General features: G+C 58.0%; 11 protein-coding genes. 6 read left to right on the top strand and 5 right to left on the bottom strand.

What is annotated here, in order from left to right; translation table 11 throughout:
• Positions 1–272: 272 nt before the first annotated feature.
• The 5 genes from R2940_07100 to R2940_07080 all read right to left on the bottom strand — a co-directional run bounded on the left by R2940_07100 (position 273) and on the right by R2940_07080 (position 7942).
• Positions 273–1535 carry a HAMP domain-containing sensor histidine kinase gene (locus tag R2940_07100; protein MEZ4599540.1) on the bottom strand — a complete coding sequence of 421 codons (1263 nt, stop codon included), beginning with the start codon at positions 1533–1535 and terminating at the stop codon, positions 273–275.
• Positions 1519–2202: a response regulator transcription factor gene (locus R2940_07095; GenBank protein MEZ4599539.1), complete on the bottom strand. Its 684-nt coding sequence runs from the start codon at positions 2200–2202 to the stop codon at positions 1519–1521. Before R2940_07095 ends, R2940_07100 begins: the two co-directional genes overlap by 17 nt.
• Positions 2203–2399: 197 nt before the next feature.
• A complete protein-coding gene (locus R2940_07090) occupies positions 2400–3377 on the bottom strand; it encodes a mechanosensitive ion channel (GenBank protein ID MEZ4599538.1) in 978 nt (325 codons plus the stop codon).
• A gap of 11 nt (positions 3378–3388) precedes the next feature.
• The gene (locus R2940_07085; GenBank protein ID MEZ4599537.1) at positions 3389–6535 is read right to left on the bottom strand and encodes an ATP-binding protein; all 3147 of its coding nucleotides are present in this window, start codon (positions 6533–6535) and stop codon (positions 3389–3391) included.
• A gap of 150 nt (positions 6536–6685) precedes the next feature.
• Positions 6686–7942 (bottom strand): MFS transporter, encoded by a 1257-nt coding sequence (locus tag R2940_07080; GenBank protein ID MEZ4599536.1) that lies wholly within the window; start codon positions 7940–7942, stop codon positions 6686–6688.
• Between the two features lie 267 nt (positions 7943–8209).
• Here R2940_07080 and R2940_07075 point away from each other — a divergent pair, with 267 nt between their 5' ends.
• The 6 genes from R2940_07075 to R2940_07050 all read left to right on the top strand — a co-directional run bounded on the left by R2940_07075 (position 8210) and on the right by R2940_07050 (position 16830).
• On the top strand, positions 8210–8755 hold the full coding sequence (locus R2940_07075; GenBank protein ID MEZ4599535.1) for a YkgJ family cysteine cluster protein: 546 nt from the start codon (positions 8210–8212) through the stop codon (positions 8753–8755).
• Positions 8756–8867: 112 nt separating this feature from the next.
• Complete coding sequence (locus tag R2940_07070) at positions 8868–9836, top strand: calcium/sodium antiporter (GenBank protein MEZ4599534.1); 969 nt, start codon at positions 8868–8870, stop codon at positions 9834–9836.
• 185 nt (positions 9837–10021) lie between these two features.
• Positions 10022–10750: a ZIP family metal transporter gene (locus R2940_07065; protein ID MEZ4599533.1), complete on the top strand. Its 729-nt coding sequence runs from the start codon at positions 10022–10024 to the stop codon at positions 10748–10750.
• Positions 10751–10803: 53 nt separating this feature from the next.
• Positions 10804–13464 carry a cation-transporting P-type ATPase gene (locus R2940_07060; GenBank protein MEZ4599532.1) on the top strand — a complete coding sequence of 887 codons (2661 nt, stop codon included), beginning with the start codon at positions 10804–10806 and terminating at the stop codon, positions 13462–13464.
• 74 nt (positions 13465–13538) lie between these two features.
• The gene (locus R2940_07055) at positions 13539–14348 is read left to right on the top strand and encodes a beta-phosphoglucomutase family hydrolase (GenBank protein MEZ4599531.1); all 810 of its coding nucleotides are present in this window, start codon (positions 13539–13541) and stop codon (positions 14346–14348) included.
• Positions 14341–16830: a glycosyl hydrolase family 65 protein gene (locus R2940_07050; GenBank protein MEZ4599530.1), complete on the top strand. Its 2490-nt coding sequence runs from the start codon at positions 14341–14343 to the stop codon at positions 16828–16830. The genes R2940_07055 and R2940_07050 overlap by 8 nt, the downstream gene beginning before the upstream one ends.
• The last annotated feature ends 8 nt before the right edge of the window (positions 16831–16838 follow it).

The following is a 16838-nucleotide window of genomic DNA, read 5'->3' as shown; positions in this document are numbered from 1 at the left end:
AAGGGGCTCAAGATGTCCTGATGCCCGACGACGGCAGCTGATGGAAAAACAAACAGATTTGATGACCGAGGGCAGGAAGAGGAAAGCACCCTTTGGGGATTGGACAGAACGGTGAATAAACAAACCGTGGTTATGGATCGTAATGGACGCTGGACATTACGAGCGATCGAAGGATGCATGTCTGCAACTCCAGTAAGGAGATGCAGAAATCATAGAAAATCGAGTGTTCTGAAAAGGTGAAAAAAAGATCAAAAAAGCGTCAAAATGAGCCTTTATGCGAGATTTATCCTGAACCAGCACCCTTGCGGATGATTCCGGGCAAGAGTGATGGTCCAGTTTTCTCTTTCGCAGATCCGTCGTACCAGGGACAAGCCCAGTCCGAGTCCGTCATGACGGGAGGCCGTGCCTCGGTAATAGGGCTCGAAGACTTTGTCCATTTCATCGGGAGCAATGCCGGAACCGGTGTCCCTCAGCTCAAAGGAGTCGTCCCGCAGAACCAGAACGATTTCGCCGCCTGCAGTATGACGGACGGCGTTGCGGATCAGGTTGTCGATGACCGTTCGCAGCAGAACGGCCGGATACTTGACCTCCTTTCGTAGCTGATCTTTCGCCTTATCCTCCAGAAGCAGAAGGTTTTCCTTTTGTTGCGCCATCTGTGTCCAATTTGGGAATTCCGACTTGACGATAGCATCCAGAGTGGCCGTTTCAGCTTGATTGTCCTTGCCTCGGGCCAAGGCTAGAAACGTCTCCACCAGTTCCTTCATTTTCCTGACTGCCTCGCGGATCGATTCGATTCTCTGGCGAGAGTAGCCGTCCAACTCCTTTTTGGCGACCAGGATCTCACAGGCGCTCTGAATGACCAAAAGCGGAGTGCGCAATTCATGACTGACATCGCTTGTAAAAAGAGCCTCCCGCCGCAGGGCCTGCTCCAGTTTGGCGAAGGTTGCATCGAAGGCCCTGGCCAGAGCACCCACCTCATCATCTGCATGCTCGGAAGCGAGGGGAAGAGGCTGTTCTCGCAGGGCTTCCCGGTCGGCCACCTGACGAGTCAGCCTTCGTACCGGTGCGATGACCTGCTTGACCATGAACCAGCCGAGCACGAAAGAGGCCAGGACGCAGAGCACGAAACCGCTGAAAACCGCCCTTTGCAACAGGATTTCGGCCCTTTCGAAGGAGGTCTGGTCTTTCACCAGAAAGTAGGATTTTTTCCCTTCAATACGATGATAGACATAATAGGCAAGATCATTCAGAACGACTTCCGAGTAGCCGGTCGGGATGGATTCCAAATAGTCGGGAAGGGCGGCTCCCTCGGGAAAAAAGGAGGCTCCTTCCTCAAGACGCAGCTCCCGCCCATTCCTGTAGTCGTCGAATATGCGGGAGAAATCCTTCGGCATTTCGCTCCTGACCAGGCTGGCTTCGACATAGTGGATCGTGGCCGTCAGGCCGATAGCGAAAAGACCACTGACAATGGTGGTCAGCAGGACAAAGGACAGGATGATGCGTTGGGACAGTCGTGAACTAAATTGCTTTGTCATCTGCTTTCAGGCAATAGCCTATGCCATGTATGGTTTGGATCAGGTGGGTGTCAAAGGGCTTGTCGATGGTCTGGCGCAGGAGATGGATATGACTTCGCAGGCTGTCGCTGTCGGGGACATCTTCGCCCCAGAGCATGTCCTGCAGAACCTCCCGTCGAACCACATGAGGACTGCTTTTCATCAGCCTCTCGAGCAGCTTCAGGCCGATGGGATTCAGTTTCAGGGTCTTTCCCTGCCTGGTCACCTGGAGAGTATCCAGGTCGTAGAGCAGATCGGCGATCTGCAGCCGGTTGACCTGCAGGGGCTGGCTGCGTCGCAGCACGGCTTCAACACGGGCATGAAGTTCAGACAGGGAAAAAGGCTTGACCAGATAATCATCCGATCCGGCCTTGAAGCCTGCCAATTTGTCTTCAAGGCTGTCCCGCGCTGTCAGGAAGATCACCGGGGTACGAACCCCTGCTTCCTGTCGAAGATTGCGGCAGAGTGTCAAACCATCCATGCCGGGAAGCATGATGTCGAGAATGATCAGGTCGAATTCAAGGGTAATCGCCAGATGCAGACCGCCGAGGCCATTGCGGGCGCAGTCCACGGTATAGCCGTGCAGATGAAGATAATCGGCAATGTTCTGAAGAATCTCTTCCTGATCCTCGATGACCAAGATACGCATGGCGTTTCACTGTTCCAAAAGCAGATCCCCGATCTATCCCTGGGGCCATGGTCCTTTTGACAAAGGGCATATTCGGCAGGTAAGGGGGAGTACAATGAATGACCGAATATAAGGATTGAAATCTAGCTGGAAAACAGAGGGAAGGTCAAGCTCTGAATCGCAGGTGAGAGCAAAAGACCGACCTCTTGCCAACCAACTTACTCGGAAACAATTTCTGAAGGCCCGCCGACATTTTTACCTTGAGGATTCGATGCCAGGGACCTCAAGTAGCTGACTGTTGCAGTAGAATCGTCGTCGATCCGATGCATGGAACGGTGCAGAATGGCTGGGGGGAGGATGCCGTGCGTTCTGAAGGCGTCGAGGACCCGCAGATGCACGTCGGTTTCGAAGGACTTTTCGTACTTGCAGTCAAACACATAGGGGCGGGCTTTGAGCTGCACCGCCACATAGTTTTCAAGGATCACCTGTTTCGCCATGACCGGCACCGGCTGGGACAGAAAAATGTAGGGGCTGGTCAGGCAGGCCTCCCGGATGAGTTCTGAGGCCAGTTTGGCGTTTTGATCCATACCGATGTGAAACTCCATCGGGACCTGCATCTCCAGAGCGCCGTAATTGCCGCTGGCGGTGACATCCGTCAGGATTTTGTTGTTGGGAATGGTCACGATATTGTGGTCGAGGGTGTTCATCCGGACGCTCCGCAGACCGATCTTGATGATGTCTCCATACTGCCCGGCATACTCCACCCGATCGCCGACCTGAAAGGGCCGATCGAACATGATAATGATGCCGGCGATCAGGGCGGCGACAAGGTCGCGCATGGCGAAGCCGACGGCGAAGGCGAGCGCCCCGCCGATCACGGTAAGGGCCGTGGAGTCGAGACGGATGCTCAGTCCGACGCAGATACCGGCGGCCACGAGGTAGATGAAGAAACGGGCGACCGATTCAAATTTCTGGATGGTCGGACGGCGTTCGGCAAAGCTGCGTTCGAGGCGATCCGCCACATCCCTGACCATGCGCAAAACCACCAGCGCCACAATGACAACCAGTATGGAAAGGGCAACGCCTCCCCAGCGGATGATATCTGCAAGCTTGTCCAGATCCGGCACGTCCTGCGCCTGGGCAACGACCGGCACCAGGGGGACAAAAAGGGCGAGCAGCAGTCTGATCTTTTTCATCGAAAGTCCCTTCATCGACTGGAGGCCAGCAGGTAGCGCCGCTGCAAATAACGGGTGATCGTGCGGAACCACCCCCAGGTAATCCGATAACCGTCTCCATCCCGCTCAAGATAACCGTGCGCCAGGCCATAGCGCAGAGCGTCCGCAACCTGGGCGGGTCCAAGCATGGTGGAACTTATGATCTCCTGAATCTCTGCCGGCTCAAGTTGCACCACCGCTTTCAGGACGAAGACAGCGCTATCGGGGAGGCCATCGAGTTCGCGAGCGTCCGGGGTGCGAAAAAAATTGACACAGACCTCGTTGCTAGCGGAAAGCCCCAGGGACCGGCGCCACATATGGAGAGCAACCCCCGGGTTGCCGGCGGCATAATCCCACAACAGACGATAATACCCGGCCGCCGCCCGCGCCGCAGCCTCTTCCCGATCCACCTCATCGGCATCCGCCGGCAACTCTTCGATCAGACCGTTGAAACTCGGCCAAATTTCAGCCTGTTCGCAGCGGGAGGTGAGCAAGGCAATGATCTCCTCTTCCCGCCAAGGATCCAAATGTATAACTTCATCAAATAGAGGACGGGAGCCGCGGGCCTGTTCGAGAAACCGCCAGACCGCCTTGTCCATCGCCAGAATCCAGGTGAGCCTGGAGCTATGGGACCTGGCGACCTGGAGAAGGTGGTCGAACCCGGCCAATCCCCCGATGACCGGCCGGATGAGCCGATGGGCATTGTCCACAAGCAGTGCGCTGTCCTCACCACCCGCGTCAAGCAGCGCCGCCGCCTCTTCAAGATCGGCATCGGTCGCCATATCGAGCTTTCCGACCAGTTCACGGCAAAGCTGTTCGATACCCCCCTTGGGACAGTCGAGGAGAACAATCCCATCCAGTGCTTTGCTGACCTGCTGCAGAATATGGCTTTTGCCGGCTCCCCTTTCGCCAACGACGGCAAAAACCCCACCGCCGATTCGCCTTATCCTTTCAATCACCGCCCCGACTTCCTCATCGGCGCTGCTTGGCACGGTTACGGCTGAAGGAATTTCCGGAGCCAGAGCGGTGAAAAGACTGTCCGGCAGGGGAGCGAGTTGCTCGGTGTGCCGCTCTTCGGCGAGCTTGTCCAGACCCCGGCGGAAAAGGTAAGCGTGTATCCGCCGGGCAATATCGAACCGGACCGACCAGTTTTGTATCGCCCTTACTATCCCCTGCAGAAAGAGGTAGACTCCACCTGCCACGGCGGCAACAAAACTGGTCCAGCCGCTGCGATGGGCGATGACCCAGCGTTCGAAGGGTCCCTTTTTGCGTATCAGCTCGATCCTTACGAAAATTGCCTGTTGCCACCACCGGATAACGATCAGGAAAACCGGTATGGAAGCAACCCAGCAGACCGAAAGGACCCAGTGGTAGATGGTGCCATGTCCGACGAGTTGATCGGTCAGGGTCAAGGCCAGGCCAAAAAGGACGACCGTCCTGCCGATAAGACGCAGGGAACGCAACCGGATGGCCCCGGTACTCAAAAGTTTGGCCCTGCCAAAGGCGGTTTTCCTGGTGGCGGCCATTTCGTTGATGGTGGCAACGGCCAGCCATCCACCCAAGGTCCAGGTAAAAAGGGACGTTGCCAGGCTGACTTCAAGCAGGTTCCCCGCGGAATCGGGCATCAGAAGGATCAGGGCCCAGGCAAGCAGGAGCCACTCAAGAGGACGGCGGATCCGAAGGGCCAGAGTGATCGATTGGTTGCGCCGCGAAGGAAGACCTCGCCAGTGATGCTCCTCCTTCTGGATACGCTGCTGCCATTCCCGCAGCAGCGGACCGATGCGACGGCGCCACCACAAAAATGCCGAAATGGCAAAGGACCACTTCATCGCCGTCAAACCTGCCTTAACGACAGCTTCGGTACGCTCGGACTTATCGTCCTCTTCCAGCCGAATCCATTTCCTGGCCACTCCCACACGGTATTTCAGAACCAGCGAGATCTGTCGCAGCTCAGAGGCGGCCTGGTCCAGGCCCGCCGCGCTGAATCCGGTGAGGGATGCCCTTTTGTCGGCGGAAAGATGCGGCAGCAAGGACAATCGGTCGGTATTGAGGACCACCATTTCTCCATAGAGCTGTCGAAGCTGTTCAAAGTTTGATTGATTGGCTGTTTTCTCCAGATCGGCGGCTTTTTGCAACAGATCACGGCGTGTCCGCTCGATGGATTCGGTATCGATGTCGAGGCCAAAATCGAAGAAACGCTCCTCCCCTGGATGCGGAATGGAAGCTTTTCTCGAAAAGAGGGCTGCCGCGAATTCATCCCGCGATTGACGAAGCCAGAGGCGGAGCTGGTCATAAAGGTCATCGACCGCCTGGGGATTGCGAAGTTTGTCCTGGATGATCTCCCTGGTCCGGCGGCGCAATCCCAGAGTCGTTTCGGCCCTTTGTTGAAGTACCTGACGTTGACGAACAAGATCGGTCTCGAAATGAGCCTGATCCGAAGCTATTCCCAGCAGCCGTGCCTTCTCCTCCTTAAGCAGTTTCTCGGCCTCGCTGCGCGCCCTCTGTGCAGCCTCGAGAACCCGAAGCTGTTCCTCCTCGGCCTCCCTCGCCCTTCTCCGGGATTCGTTCAGTTCGGCCGCCGCTCTCGCTTCCGCATCGAGGTTCCGCTTTTCCTCATGGGCGGCGAGCAATCCGGCGCGCTCTTCGGAGGACAGCGAAAAAAAAGCCAGACGCGCCCGGTCGAGATCGAGACGGGCTGCCCACACCTCGGGATCCAAACTGTCGGGCGACCCGACCTTCTCCTGCGCATCCTTTTTCCGTGCCCCCTTTTTTACGGATTTCGCCGCTGCACGCCCATCAGCAGCTTCGATCAGGGCGCGCAGACGCCCTGCTTCCAGCCGAACGGCGTCCTCGTCATCAAGCCGGACATCGAAAAGATCGGACACGAGGATTCCGGCATCTAGGGTGCCTTCCACAAGCTCCCGAATCTGCCGGGCGGTCTCTCGGTATTGAAAGGAAGGGGAATTGTCAACGGAGCTGGAAACTTCAGCCTCGACATCCGGCTCTTGCCCGGGACTGTGATTATTAGCGAGACCTGACGCGGCCAGAATCAGTAGAAAACCCGCCAGCAACAGAGACAAAGCTGATGCGTTTAATGAAATCGTAAACTTCTGCAACCGACGCCTGAAAATGGTTTTCATGCAGAATCCTTTGATGGAAAACCATCGCCTTGATTGAGGATAATCATCTTTTCATGTAGGATGAACTGCCGAATTGTAAGAGGAAAATAGCATTAAAGGCAATATCGATAATGTTCAGAGAGCCCCATCCGGGCAGCAAAAATATGCCCCTCAGTTGGTTGATGAACTTTTTGTTTTTTCCCGCGGTCGAGTGCCTCGCATCAACATTAGCGACAGCCCTGCAAGAATGCCATTCATTATGGCACTCAGCCAGAAACAGCCGGCGAAACCGATTGTTTCTATGGCCGGACCCATGAACAGGGCATTGACCAGCATGCCGAGAAAGATGCAGGCATTGAAGCCGCCCATCGCCATGCCCATGAGAGATTTTGGGACCGTCCTGGCGATGGAGGCTCCGAGGGAGGGGAAGGCGACACCGAGACTCAATCCTAGGGATGCGGCACCCAGGTTGGCGGTTACGAAAGTCCCGGCAAGACCAAGGATGCCCATGGCTACGGAACATCCGACCAGTCCGAAAGCCACCGGAAGACGCCGATCGCGGATGCGGTCGCTCAGGTAGCCCGACGGCACCCGAACCAGACCGTTACCGACGCCGTGAAACAGAAAGATGATGCCGACCTGGCTGATGCTGAACCCTTCCGCATAGGCGTAGAGCGGGTAAAAGCTCAGAAACATTCCCATGCAGAAACAGGCTCCGAGGGTTCCCAGCAAGCAGCCCAACAGGGGACGGTTGCGCAGCAGGGCGCGGGTGGCCGATCCGGCCGTCAAGGGGGAGCCGGTTGAATTTGCTGAATGGCCGGAGGGCAGAAACAACCAGGCCGCCCCGACTACCAGAAGGGTAAGCAGCGCCGTGAGGAGCAAAATACGGGAGAGCGCCATCTCTTTGGCCAGGAGACCGCCTATGGCCGGTCCGAAACTCATGCCGGCATACAGGGTCATGGTAAACCAGCCGTAGGCACGACCGAGTCGGGCGGCCGGAGCAATATCGGAGATCAGAGACATCATCGCCGAGCCGAAGGCGGCCATGCCGAGCCCGATCAGGATATAACCGGCGGCCAGCTGAAGAAAGGTGGCACTCAGCGCCAGTATAAGGCTTCCGGCGGCCAGCGACAGGAGCCCCCCCAGAGCCACCGGTTTCTTGCCGAGGCGGTCGCTGACGCGGCCCAGGGGAAAAGCGAACAGGCCGGCGGTCAAAAAATACGCTGCATTGATATGTCCGATGCCGACCGCCCCAATGCCGAGGTCGAGAGCAAGTTTCGGCACCACCGGCATGCGCATGAAAGTGGCGATGTAGCAGAAGAAGGAAAGAGCGCAGCAGACGAGCAGAGTTTGTTTTCCTGCTGTTTTTTCAACAGGCAGGCCCGCTGATGCCGGACCGGCCGAGGGCTTTGAATCGTATTCGGGCAAGTTGAATCCTCTCGGACGATGTCGTCTGGAACCCCGGGATATTCGATCAGGACTGCTGATCGGCTACAACAGGAAGAAATCACGCAAAGCCAGATTACCTTGAATGGATGATTTAAAACCAGAGATAAAACCGGTCAGCTCAGCAATGATTCGACGGGGACATCTTGATCGATTTTGTGCATTCATGATATTCATCTGCGAGTTCTGACCCTAAACAATGATCCGGTTCCTTCCTGAAAAGCTGATTCAGGTGAACGTTTTCCGCCTATGTTGCTGAAATCTCTCGAATCCTATCGTCAACTGGTCGCCAGGGTCGACCGCTTCGCCCACGAAGTGAGCGAGCGTTATCCAAGTCAACTCGCCTGTCGCCGCGGCTGCGATGCCTGCTGTACCCATATCGGGGTTTCCGCCGTGGAAGCTCTGGCCCTGTCCCTGGCGGTATCGTCACTGCCGGCGGACGAAGCGGCCGCGCTGCGGGAACGGGCCGCGCGGATGGAAGCAGGCGATGCCTGCCCGCTGCTGGCCGAAGGGATCTGCCTGCTCTACCAGGCGCGGCCGATCATCTGCCGGACCCAGGGCCTGCCGCTGCTGTTCTCCGAAGAGGGGGGCCGGCTGATCGATTACTGCCCGCTCAATTTCAAGGGGGTCGAAACAATCTCCGGAGCTGCTGTTCTCGATCTGGAAGCCCTGAACCAGACCCTTGCCGCCATCAGCCTGCTGTGCCTTCAGGAGCTGGCGGAGCAGGGGATCGATCTGCCGGAGCGGCTTCCGCTGGCGGAGGCCCTGCAGCTTGAAATCGTGTTTTCTGACTGAACATTTTTCCAGAACGACGGCTTCAAGTTCCCTCTTTTTCCCTTCCGGATTTCCTGCTATCCTTCCCGGCATTTCGATCCGTATTCAAACGTAACTCTTTGCGGAGGCCATCGTGTTGACTGCAATTTGTGCCATAGCTCTGGGACTGGCGCTCCTGGTCTGGAGCGCCGATCGTTTCGTCGAAGGTTCGGCCGCCGCCGCCCGTCATTTCGGCATGCCCGCGTTGCTCATCGGCATGGTGATCGTCGGTTTCGGCACCTCCGCCCCGGAAATGGTGGTCTCGGCCCTGGCGGCCTGGCAGGGGAATCCGGGGATCGCTCTGGGCAACGCTTACGGGTCGAACATCACCAACATCGCCCTGATCCTGGGCGTGACGGCGCTGATCAGCCCCATTGCCGTTCACTCCCTGGTGCTGCGCAAGGAGCTTCCCATTCTCACCGCCGTAACGGCTTTGGCCGGCTGGCAGCTCTGGGACGGAAATTTGGGCCGATTCGACGCTCTGATCCTCCTGACCGTCTTCTGCGGACTGATGGGCTGGACCGTATGGCAGGGGCTGCGGAAAAAGGGTGATGCCCTCGGTGAGGAGATGGAACAGGAACTGCAAACCCGCTCCATGCCCATAGGAAAAGCCGTCTCCTGGATGCTTGTCGGCCTGGTTCTGCTGATCGCCAGTTCCCGCATCCTGGTCTGGGGTGCGGTCAAAATCGCCCATGGGCTGGGGGTCAGCGATCTGATCATCGGGTTGACCATCGTCGCAGTCGGGACGTCCCTTCCCGAACTGGCCTCGTCCGTCATAGCAGCCCGCAAAGGGGAACATGATATCGCTCTCGGCAACATCCTCGGCTCCAACCTGTTCAATACCCTGGCGGTGGTCGGGATTGCGGGAACCATCTCGCCCATGGCCGTGGGGGCGGAGGTCCTGTCCCGGGATATTCTGGTCATGGCCGCCTTGACGGTATCCCTGTTCGTCATCGGATATGGATTCCGCGGAATGGGCCGGATCAATCGGTTGGAAGGCGCTGTCCTGATGAGTTGTTATATCGGATATACCGCTTATCTGCTGGTATCGGTTCTCGGTTAATAGAAATCCAAGACAAAGCCGGACCATCAAAATTTTGAATGAGTTCAAAACAGGCCTGCCGCTCATGCGGCAGGCCTGTTTGCATGGAGGTTGGGGAGTCATTGAAAAAGGAAACAAACTTGATAGGGTGGAGAAGACCAGACAGATTTCCGTAGGCGCCTCAGGGCGCAAAAAGTGGAGCCGGCATGGACAAAACCTTCTGGACGGCAATGGGAGCCAGCATCGCCGCGGCAACGGTGACCGCGCTGGGGATCTGGACCGTGCGTCACTTTGAGGAGTGGGGTCGACGATACAGCATCTACATTATCTGCTTTGCGGCCGGAGTCCTGATCTCCGTCTCCTTCCTGCATATCATTCCGGAGGCCTTCGAACTGAACGCCGGAGGGCCGGTTTATCTGCTGACCGGATTCCTGCTTCTCTACCTGTTGAACCGTTTTATCCATGTATTTGTCTGTGCCGGAGAAGAGGATCCCGATTGCGGCATCGGCCTGATCCCCATGATCGGTATCGGCTTTCATTCCTTTCTTGACGGTGTCGTCTACTCCATCACCTTCAGCGTCAGCCTGTTTACGGGGGCATTGGCCGCAACCGGCATGGTGCTGCATGAATTCCCCGAGGGAATCCTCACCTATCTGCTGCTGATCAAGGGGGGATTCTCGAAACAAAAATCCATGCTTCTTGCCTTGCTCGCCGCCTCGGCATCGACCCCGTTGGGCGTGCTGGTGTCCTACCCCTTTGTCAGCCGGATCGATAAATCTTTGCTCGGGGCCCTGCTGTCTCTGGCCGCCGGCGCCCTTGTCTATGTCGGCGCCACCCACCTGTTGCCCAAGTCGGAAAAAGAGGAGCCGAAATATACCTTGCTGGCCGTCGGCAGCGGCGTTGTTGTGGCCGTCATCATCGTCCTGGCCAAATGAGATCGGCAGCCAGGCGGCTGCGGTCGAAAAACACCCGGAGGGACATCCAACCCATGATCCAGAACAGGAATATTTCTCTTCCGCAGAAACCCTGGACCCTGTCATCCAGGGAAACCGCTGATCGCCTCAACGTTTCGCCGGATCAGGGACTTTCGCAACAGGAGGTCGCGAAGCGGAGGGAAGCCTTCGGTGACAACCGCCTGCGGGAGAAAGAAAAGGCGAGCGTCTGGCGCATTTTCGTTAATCAGTTCAAGAGTCTGGTCATCGTCATACTGGCTGTCGCCTCTCTTGTCGCCTTCCTTTTCGGCAAGGGGCTGGAGGGATTCGCCATCGGCATCGTCCTGGTCATCAACGGCTTTATCGGATTTTTTACCGAACTCAAGGCCCGGCGCTCCATGGAGGCCCTGCAGCAGCTGGGGGAAGTCCAGGCGCGGGTCCTGCGAGAGGGGCAGGAACGGGAGGTGCCGGCGCGGGAACTGGTGCCGGGGGATCTGGTGCTGGTCGAGGGCGGGGATATCATCCCGGCCGACCTGAGAATTATAGAAGCGGATCATCTGCAGGTCGACGAATCGGCATTGACGGGCGAATCGGTTCCAGTGAGAAAGGGCGATCAAGCCGTGGAGGAGGAGACCGATCTGGCCGACCGGACCTGCATGCTGTTCAAGGGGACCGCGCTGACAACCGGCTCTGGACGGGGCGTGGTCATCGCGACAGGGATGGAAACCGAGATTGGACAGGTCGCTTCACTGACGGATGAAGCCGAACAGGAAGGGACCCCCCTGGAGAAACGCTTGGCACGACTCGGGCGCCGGCTGGTTCTCCTCACCGTCCTCATGGGTGTGATTGTCGCCGCGGCCGGTGTCATCGGCGGAAAGGATTGGGTGCTGGTGCTGGAGACCGCCATTGCCATGGCCGTGGCCGCCGTGCCCGAGGGGATGCCGATTGTCGCCACCATGGCGCTGGCCCGGGGAATGTGGCGGATGGCTGAACGCAACGCCCTCATCAATCGCCTCTCAGCCGTCGACACCCTGGGCGCCACCACCGTCATCTGCAGCGACAAAACCGGGACCCTGACGGAGAACCGAATGACGGTCAGCCTGATCGCCCTGAACGGTGGGGAGGTGCAGGTCGATCAGGACGCTTTGCGGATGGATGGGCAGGAGATCGAACTGTCTGCAAAAAAAACCTTGAAAAAGGCGCTGGAAGCGGGCGTTCTCTGCACCAATGCCGAATTGGAGGAGGAAAAGGCTTCAGGAGATCCCATGGAAACCGCCCTTCTGCGCGCCGGCCTGGCCGGGGGGGTGAACCGCAAAGAACTGCTGGACAGGATGCCGGAAATTCGGGAAGAGGCCTTCAGCACCGAAACCAAAATGATGGCCACCTTTCACCAAGCGGAAGAGGGCGTTCTGGTGGCTGTAAAAGGCGCTCCCGAAGAGGTCCTGAAGGTCGCGACACGGGTTTTGACCGAAGACGGAGAGAAGGAGCTGAATGAGCAGGGGCGACGGGAGTGGCTCGACCGCAATACCCGGTTGGCCGAAGAGGGTCTTCGGCTTCTGGCTCTTGCCGGAAAAACGGTGGCGGAGGCCGACGCCGATCCCTATGAGGATCTCATCCTGTATGGTCTTGCAGGGCTTCTGGACCCACCGAGACAAGATGTGAAATCCACCCTGGAGGAGTGCCGTGCTGCAGGCATCCGTGTTGTCATGGTCACGGGGGACCAGCCGGCCACGGCCAGGGGGATCGCAAAGGCCCTGGGGATGGAGGTGGACGAAGAAAAGGCCCTGCGGGGAGCGATATTGAAAAGGACGGAGGATCTGTCGGAGGAGGAGAAGAAAAAGATCCTCCGGGCTTCGATCTTCGCCCGCCTGTCCCCCGCCCAAAAGCTGACCCTCATCGATCTGCATCAGAAAAACGGAGAGGTCGTGGCCATGACCGGAGACGGGGTGAACGACGCGCCCGCGCTGAGGAAGGCGGACATCGGCGTGGCCATGGGGCAGCGGGGGACCCAGGTGGCCAGGGAGGCGGCGGACATGGTGCTCAAGGACGACCGGTTCGGCAGCATTGTTGCCGCGGTCCGCTATGGCCGGGTCATTTTCGACAATATTCGCAAGTTCATCTACTATCTCATCTCCGGCAACGTCAGCGAAGTCCTGATCATCACGGTGGCCATCCTGATCGGAATGCCGCTGCCCCTGCTGCCTCTGCAGATCCTCTACATCAATATCATCGGCGATGTTTTCCCCGCCCTGGCACTGGGACTGGGCGGCGCCCCCCCGGGCGTCATGGATCGCCCGCCGCGGGATCCTCGGGAATCCCTGCTGACCCGGTCCCACTGGATCGGCATCGGGGGGTACGCCCTGGTTTTTACGGCAGCGGTGGTCGGCGTGTTTGCCCTGGCTCTCTACTTCTATGACATGCCGTCGGAAAAAGCCGTTACGGTGTCTTTCTCCGCCCTGGTTCTGGCCCGTCTGTGGCACGTTTTCAACATGCGCGCTTCCCGCGCCGCCTTTTTTGTAAACGAAGTGACCGGCAACGGTTACATCTGGGCAGCTCTGGCCCTGGGAATCAGCCTGTTGCTGATGGCAATCTACATTCCCGCGCTCTCCACAATTCTCGGTCTGCAGCCGCCCACCGTTCAGATGTGGATGCTGATCCTGGGGGGAAGCCTGTTTCCCCTGGTGGTCGGGCAGGCGGCCAAACTGCGCCAATTGTAAAGTCTTATTAACAGGCTTGTAACCGTCAGCGGGATTGTTAGGCTTTTAGAATAAGATGCCAGGAGTATCGTCTGATGGACAAGAAACAAAGACCTGCGCCGGGCAGACTTCGAAAACCGGAAGGTTGGAAAGATGCTGTCGATGCCTTCATTTTCGATATGGACGGTGTCGTCACCGATACCGCCGTCGCTCATAGCGCGGCCTGGAAGCGCCTGTTCGATGACTATCGGGAGGAGCGGGTCGAGCGCGGCGATGAAGGCTTTTCGCCTTTTCAGGAGAAGGACTATTTGAAGCACCTCGATGGCAAGCCCCGCTATGACGGCGTTGAGGATTTTCTCGCCTCCCGCGGCATCGAGCTGCCCTGGGGGACGCCGGACGATGATCCCGGCGCGGAGACGATATGCGGCCTGGGAAATCGCAAAAATACTTTCTTTCAAGCTTGGCTGAAGCAAAATATGGTGCCGGTTTTTCCGGACGCGGTCCCTTTCATCCAATCTTTGCGCGCCGACGGTATCAAAACCGCAATCATTTCTTCGAGTCGAAATTGTCGGGCTGTTCTCGAAAATGCCGGTCTAACGGACCTTTTCGATGTCCGGGTGGATGGAACGGAGATGGCGCGACTGGACCTCCCCGGGAAGCCCGATCCGGCCATATTTTATCGTGCGGCGGAGCTTCTCGCCGTATCCGGGGAGAGGGTGGCCGTTGTGGAGGACGCCCTTTCGGGGGTCAAGGCCGGAGCACGGGGAAAATTCCATCGGGTGATCGGCGTCGACCGATCGGGCGACGGCGACCGTCAGGACTCTTTGCGGTCCCAGGGTGCCGATGTCGTGGTCGAAGACCTCTGTGAACTTCTTGAAAAAGAAAAAAGGGACTTCGATGAGTAATGGATGGCTGCTGACTTACCAGGGGTATGAGCCGGACAAAGAGGGCCTGCGGGAAACCCTTTGCACCCTGGGCAACGGCTATTTCTGCAGCCGGGGGGCCGCTCCCGATTCCATGGCTGACGGTGTCCACTATCCGGGCACCTATCTGGCCGGCGGATACAATCGCCTGACCACAGACCTCCATGACCGGAAAATTGAAAACGAGGATCTGGTAAACCTGCCGAACTGGCTGGTTTTGTTATTAAAAATCGAGGATGGCGATTGGCTGGGTCCCGATCGTGTGGACATCCTCGACTACCGTCAGGAGCTGGACCTGGCCCGAGGTCTTTTGATGCGCTCATTCCGGTTTCGCGATGACGAGGGACGGGTGACGCGCTGGCAGGAGCGGCGGTTCGTGAGCATGGCCGATCAGCACCTGGCCGGCCTTGAAGTGAACATCCTGCCGGAGAACTGGTCGGGCTCTCTTCTGATTCGATCCGCCATTGACGGCACGGTGATCAATCACGGCGTAAAGCGCTATCAGGAGCTCCACAGCAGGCATCTGGAAACGATTGGTACCGGCCATTCCGAAAAGGATGTTATCTGGCTGACGAGCCGGACCGTCCAATCGCTGATGGAAATAACCGAGGCCGTCCGCACCCGCGTTTATCAAGGCGACCGGGAGGTCGATCCGAAGCGGCAGACCGGCAGTCTGACCGATTATGTCTACCAGGACCTGCAGATGGACGTGGTGGCAGGCCATGAACTGAGGGTGGAAAAGATCGCCGCGCTCTACTCTTCAAAAGACAATGCCATTTCGGAACCGGGGATTGCTGCGCGGACCAAGATCGCCGAGACGGAGTCCTTTCAGTTTCTGGCCGATTGTCATTCCATGGTCTGGCGACATCTCTGGGAGGACTTCGATCTTCGTCTGGAAGTGGTGGATTCGGACGATGACCAGCTCAAGCTGCGTCTCCATGTTTTCCATCTCCTGCAGACGGTGTCCTTTCATTCCATAGACCGTGACGTCGGGGTGCCGCCCCGAGGATGGCATGGCGAGGCCTATCGGGCTCACATCATGTGGGACGAACTGTTTATCTTCCCCTTCCTCAATCTGCGCCGCCCCGTTCTCACACGCGCGCTTCTCCTCTACCGCTATCGCCGACTTCCGGAAGCCCGCCGACTGGCACGGGAGGCGGGTTACCGCGGAGCCATGTTTCCCTGGCAGAGCGGCAGCAGCGGCCGGGAGGAGAGTCAGGTGATCCATCTGAATCCGGCGTCGGGACGCTGGGTTCCGGACAACAGCCACCGTCAGAGGCACATCGCTTCGGCCGTGGCCTACAATATCTGGCAGTATTATCAGGTCACCAACGATCGAGAATTTCTCTACAGCTATGGGGCCGAGCTGCTGGTGGAGATCGCCCGGTTCTGGGCCAGTATCGCCACCTGGAACAGCGAGCGCGACCGCTATGACATCCGGGGAGTCATGGGCCCGGACGAATTCCATACGGCTTATCCGGAAGCCGATCCCGCCAGGGAAGGCGGCCTCGACAACAATGCCTATACCAACATCCTGGCGGCCTGGGTCCTCAACCGGGCGGCCGATGCCCTGGCCATCCTGCCGCCGGACCGGGCTTTTGCCCTGCGGGAGAAACTGGGAGTGGAGCGGGAGGAGATCGCCGCATGGGGGACCATCGGCCGTCGCCTCTTCGTCCCCTTTCATGACGAGGACATTATCAGTCAGTTCGAAGGATACGAAAAGCTCGAGGAATTCGACTGGGATGGATATCGTCGGAAATACGGAGATATCCAGCGTCTCGACCGGATTCTGGAAAAGGAGGGGGATACCCCCAACCGCTACAAGGCATCGAAGCAGGCCGATGTTCTCATGCTGTTCTATCTTTTCTCCGCCAGCGAACTGCAGCAGCTTTTCGAGCAGCTCGGGTACCGGTTCAAGAGGGAAACCATTCCCAAAAATATCGACTACTACCTGCAGCGAACCTCCCACGGGTCCACTCTGAGCTGGGTGGTCCATTCCTGGGTTCTGGCCCGGGCCAATCGCCGGGGGTCCTGGAAGCTTTTCCAGGGCGCCATCGACAGCGATATCGCCGACATCCAGGGGGGCACGACAGCCGAAGGGATTCACCTGGGCGCCATGGCCGGCACCGTCGATCTCATCCAGCGCTGCTACACCGGCATCGAGACCAAGGGAGGCACTCTTCACTTCAATCCGCGGCTTCCCAAGTCCTTGAACTGCCTGTCGGCCCGCATCCGATACCGTCATCAGGAACTGGAACTGTACATCGATCAGGATATTCTCAGGGTCAGCAGTCGAACTCAACTGGCAGCCTTTCCAATTACCATTGCCTACCGGGGGCAGTTTCGGGAAGTGAGCCCGGGGTCCTCCTTCGAATTCCACCTTGTCCCGACGGAAGAGCCGGAGTGGGGCGAGGACGATCAAAATTCTGTGAAACAAGGACCCGGGAATGATCAGAGACAGTGAAATGGACG

The sequence above is a fragment of the Syntrophotaleaceae bacterium genome (assembly GCA_041390365.1).
GTDB lineage: Bacteria > Desulfobacterota > Desulfuromonadia > Desulfuromonadales > Syntrophotaleaceae > JAWKQB01.
This window is presented reverse-complemented; position numbering and strand designations above follow the sequence as displayed.

What these genes read in the sequence shown, in the direction of transcription:
- R2940_07100 (MEZ4599540.1), bottom strand. Translation starts at nt 1,535, where the DNA reads ATGACAAAGCAATTTAGTTCACGACTGTCCCAACGCATCATCCTGTCC.
- R2940_07095 (MEZ4599539.1), bottom strand. Translation starts at nt 2,202, where the DNA reads ATGCGTATCTTGGTCATCGAGGATCAGGAAGAGATTCTTCAGAACATT.
- R2940_07090 (MEZ4599538.1), bottom strand. Translation starts at nt 3,377, where the DNA reads ATGAAAAAGATCAGACTGCTGCTCGCCCTTTTTGTCCCCCTGGTGCCG.
- R2940_07085 (MEZ4599537.1), bottom strand. Translation starts at nt 6,535, where the DNA reads ATGAAAACCATTTTCAGGCGTCGGTTGCAGAAGTTTACGATTTCATTA.
- R2940_07075 (MEZ4599535.1), top strand. Translation starts at nt 8,210, where the DNA reads ATGTTGCTGAAATCTCTCGAATCCTATCGTCAACTGGTCGCCAGGGTC.
- R2940_07065 (MEZ4599533.1), top strand. Translation starts at nt 10,022, where the DNA reads ATGGACAAAACCTTCTGGACGGCAATGGGAGCCAGCATCGCCGCGGCA.
- R2940_07060 (MEZ4599532.1), top strand. Translation starts at nt 10,804, where the DNA reads ATGATCCAGAACAGGAATATTTCTCTTCCGCAGAAACCCTGGACCCTG.
- R2940_07055 (MEZ4599531.1), top strand. Translation starts at nt 13,539, where the DNA reads ATGGACAAGAAACAAAGACCTGCGCCGGGCAGACTTCGAAAACCGGAA.
- R2940_07050 (MEZ4599530.1), top strand. Translation starts at nt 14,341, where the DNA reads ATGAGTAATGGATGGCTGCTGACTTACCAGGGGTATGAGCCGGACAAA.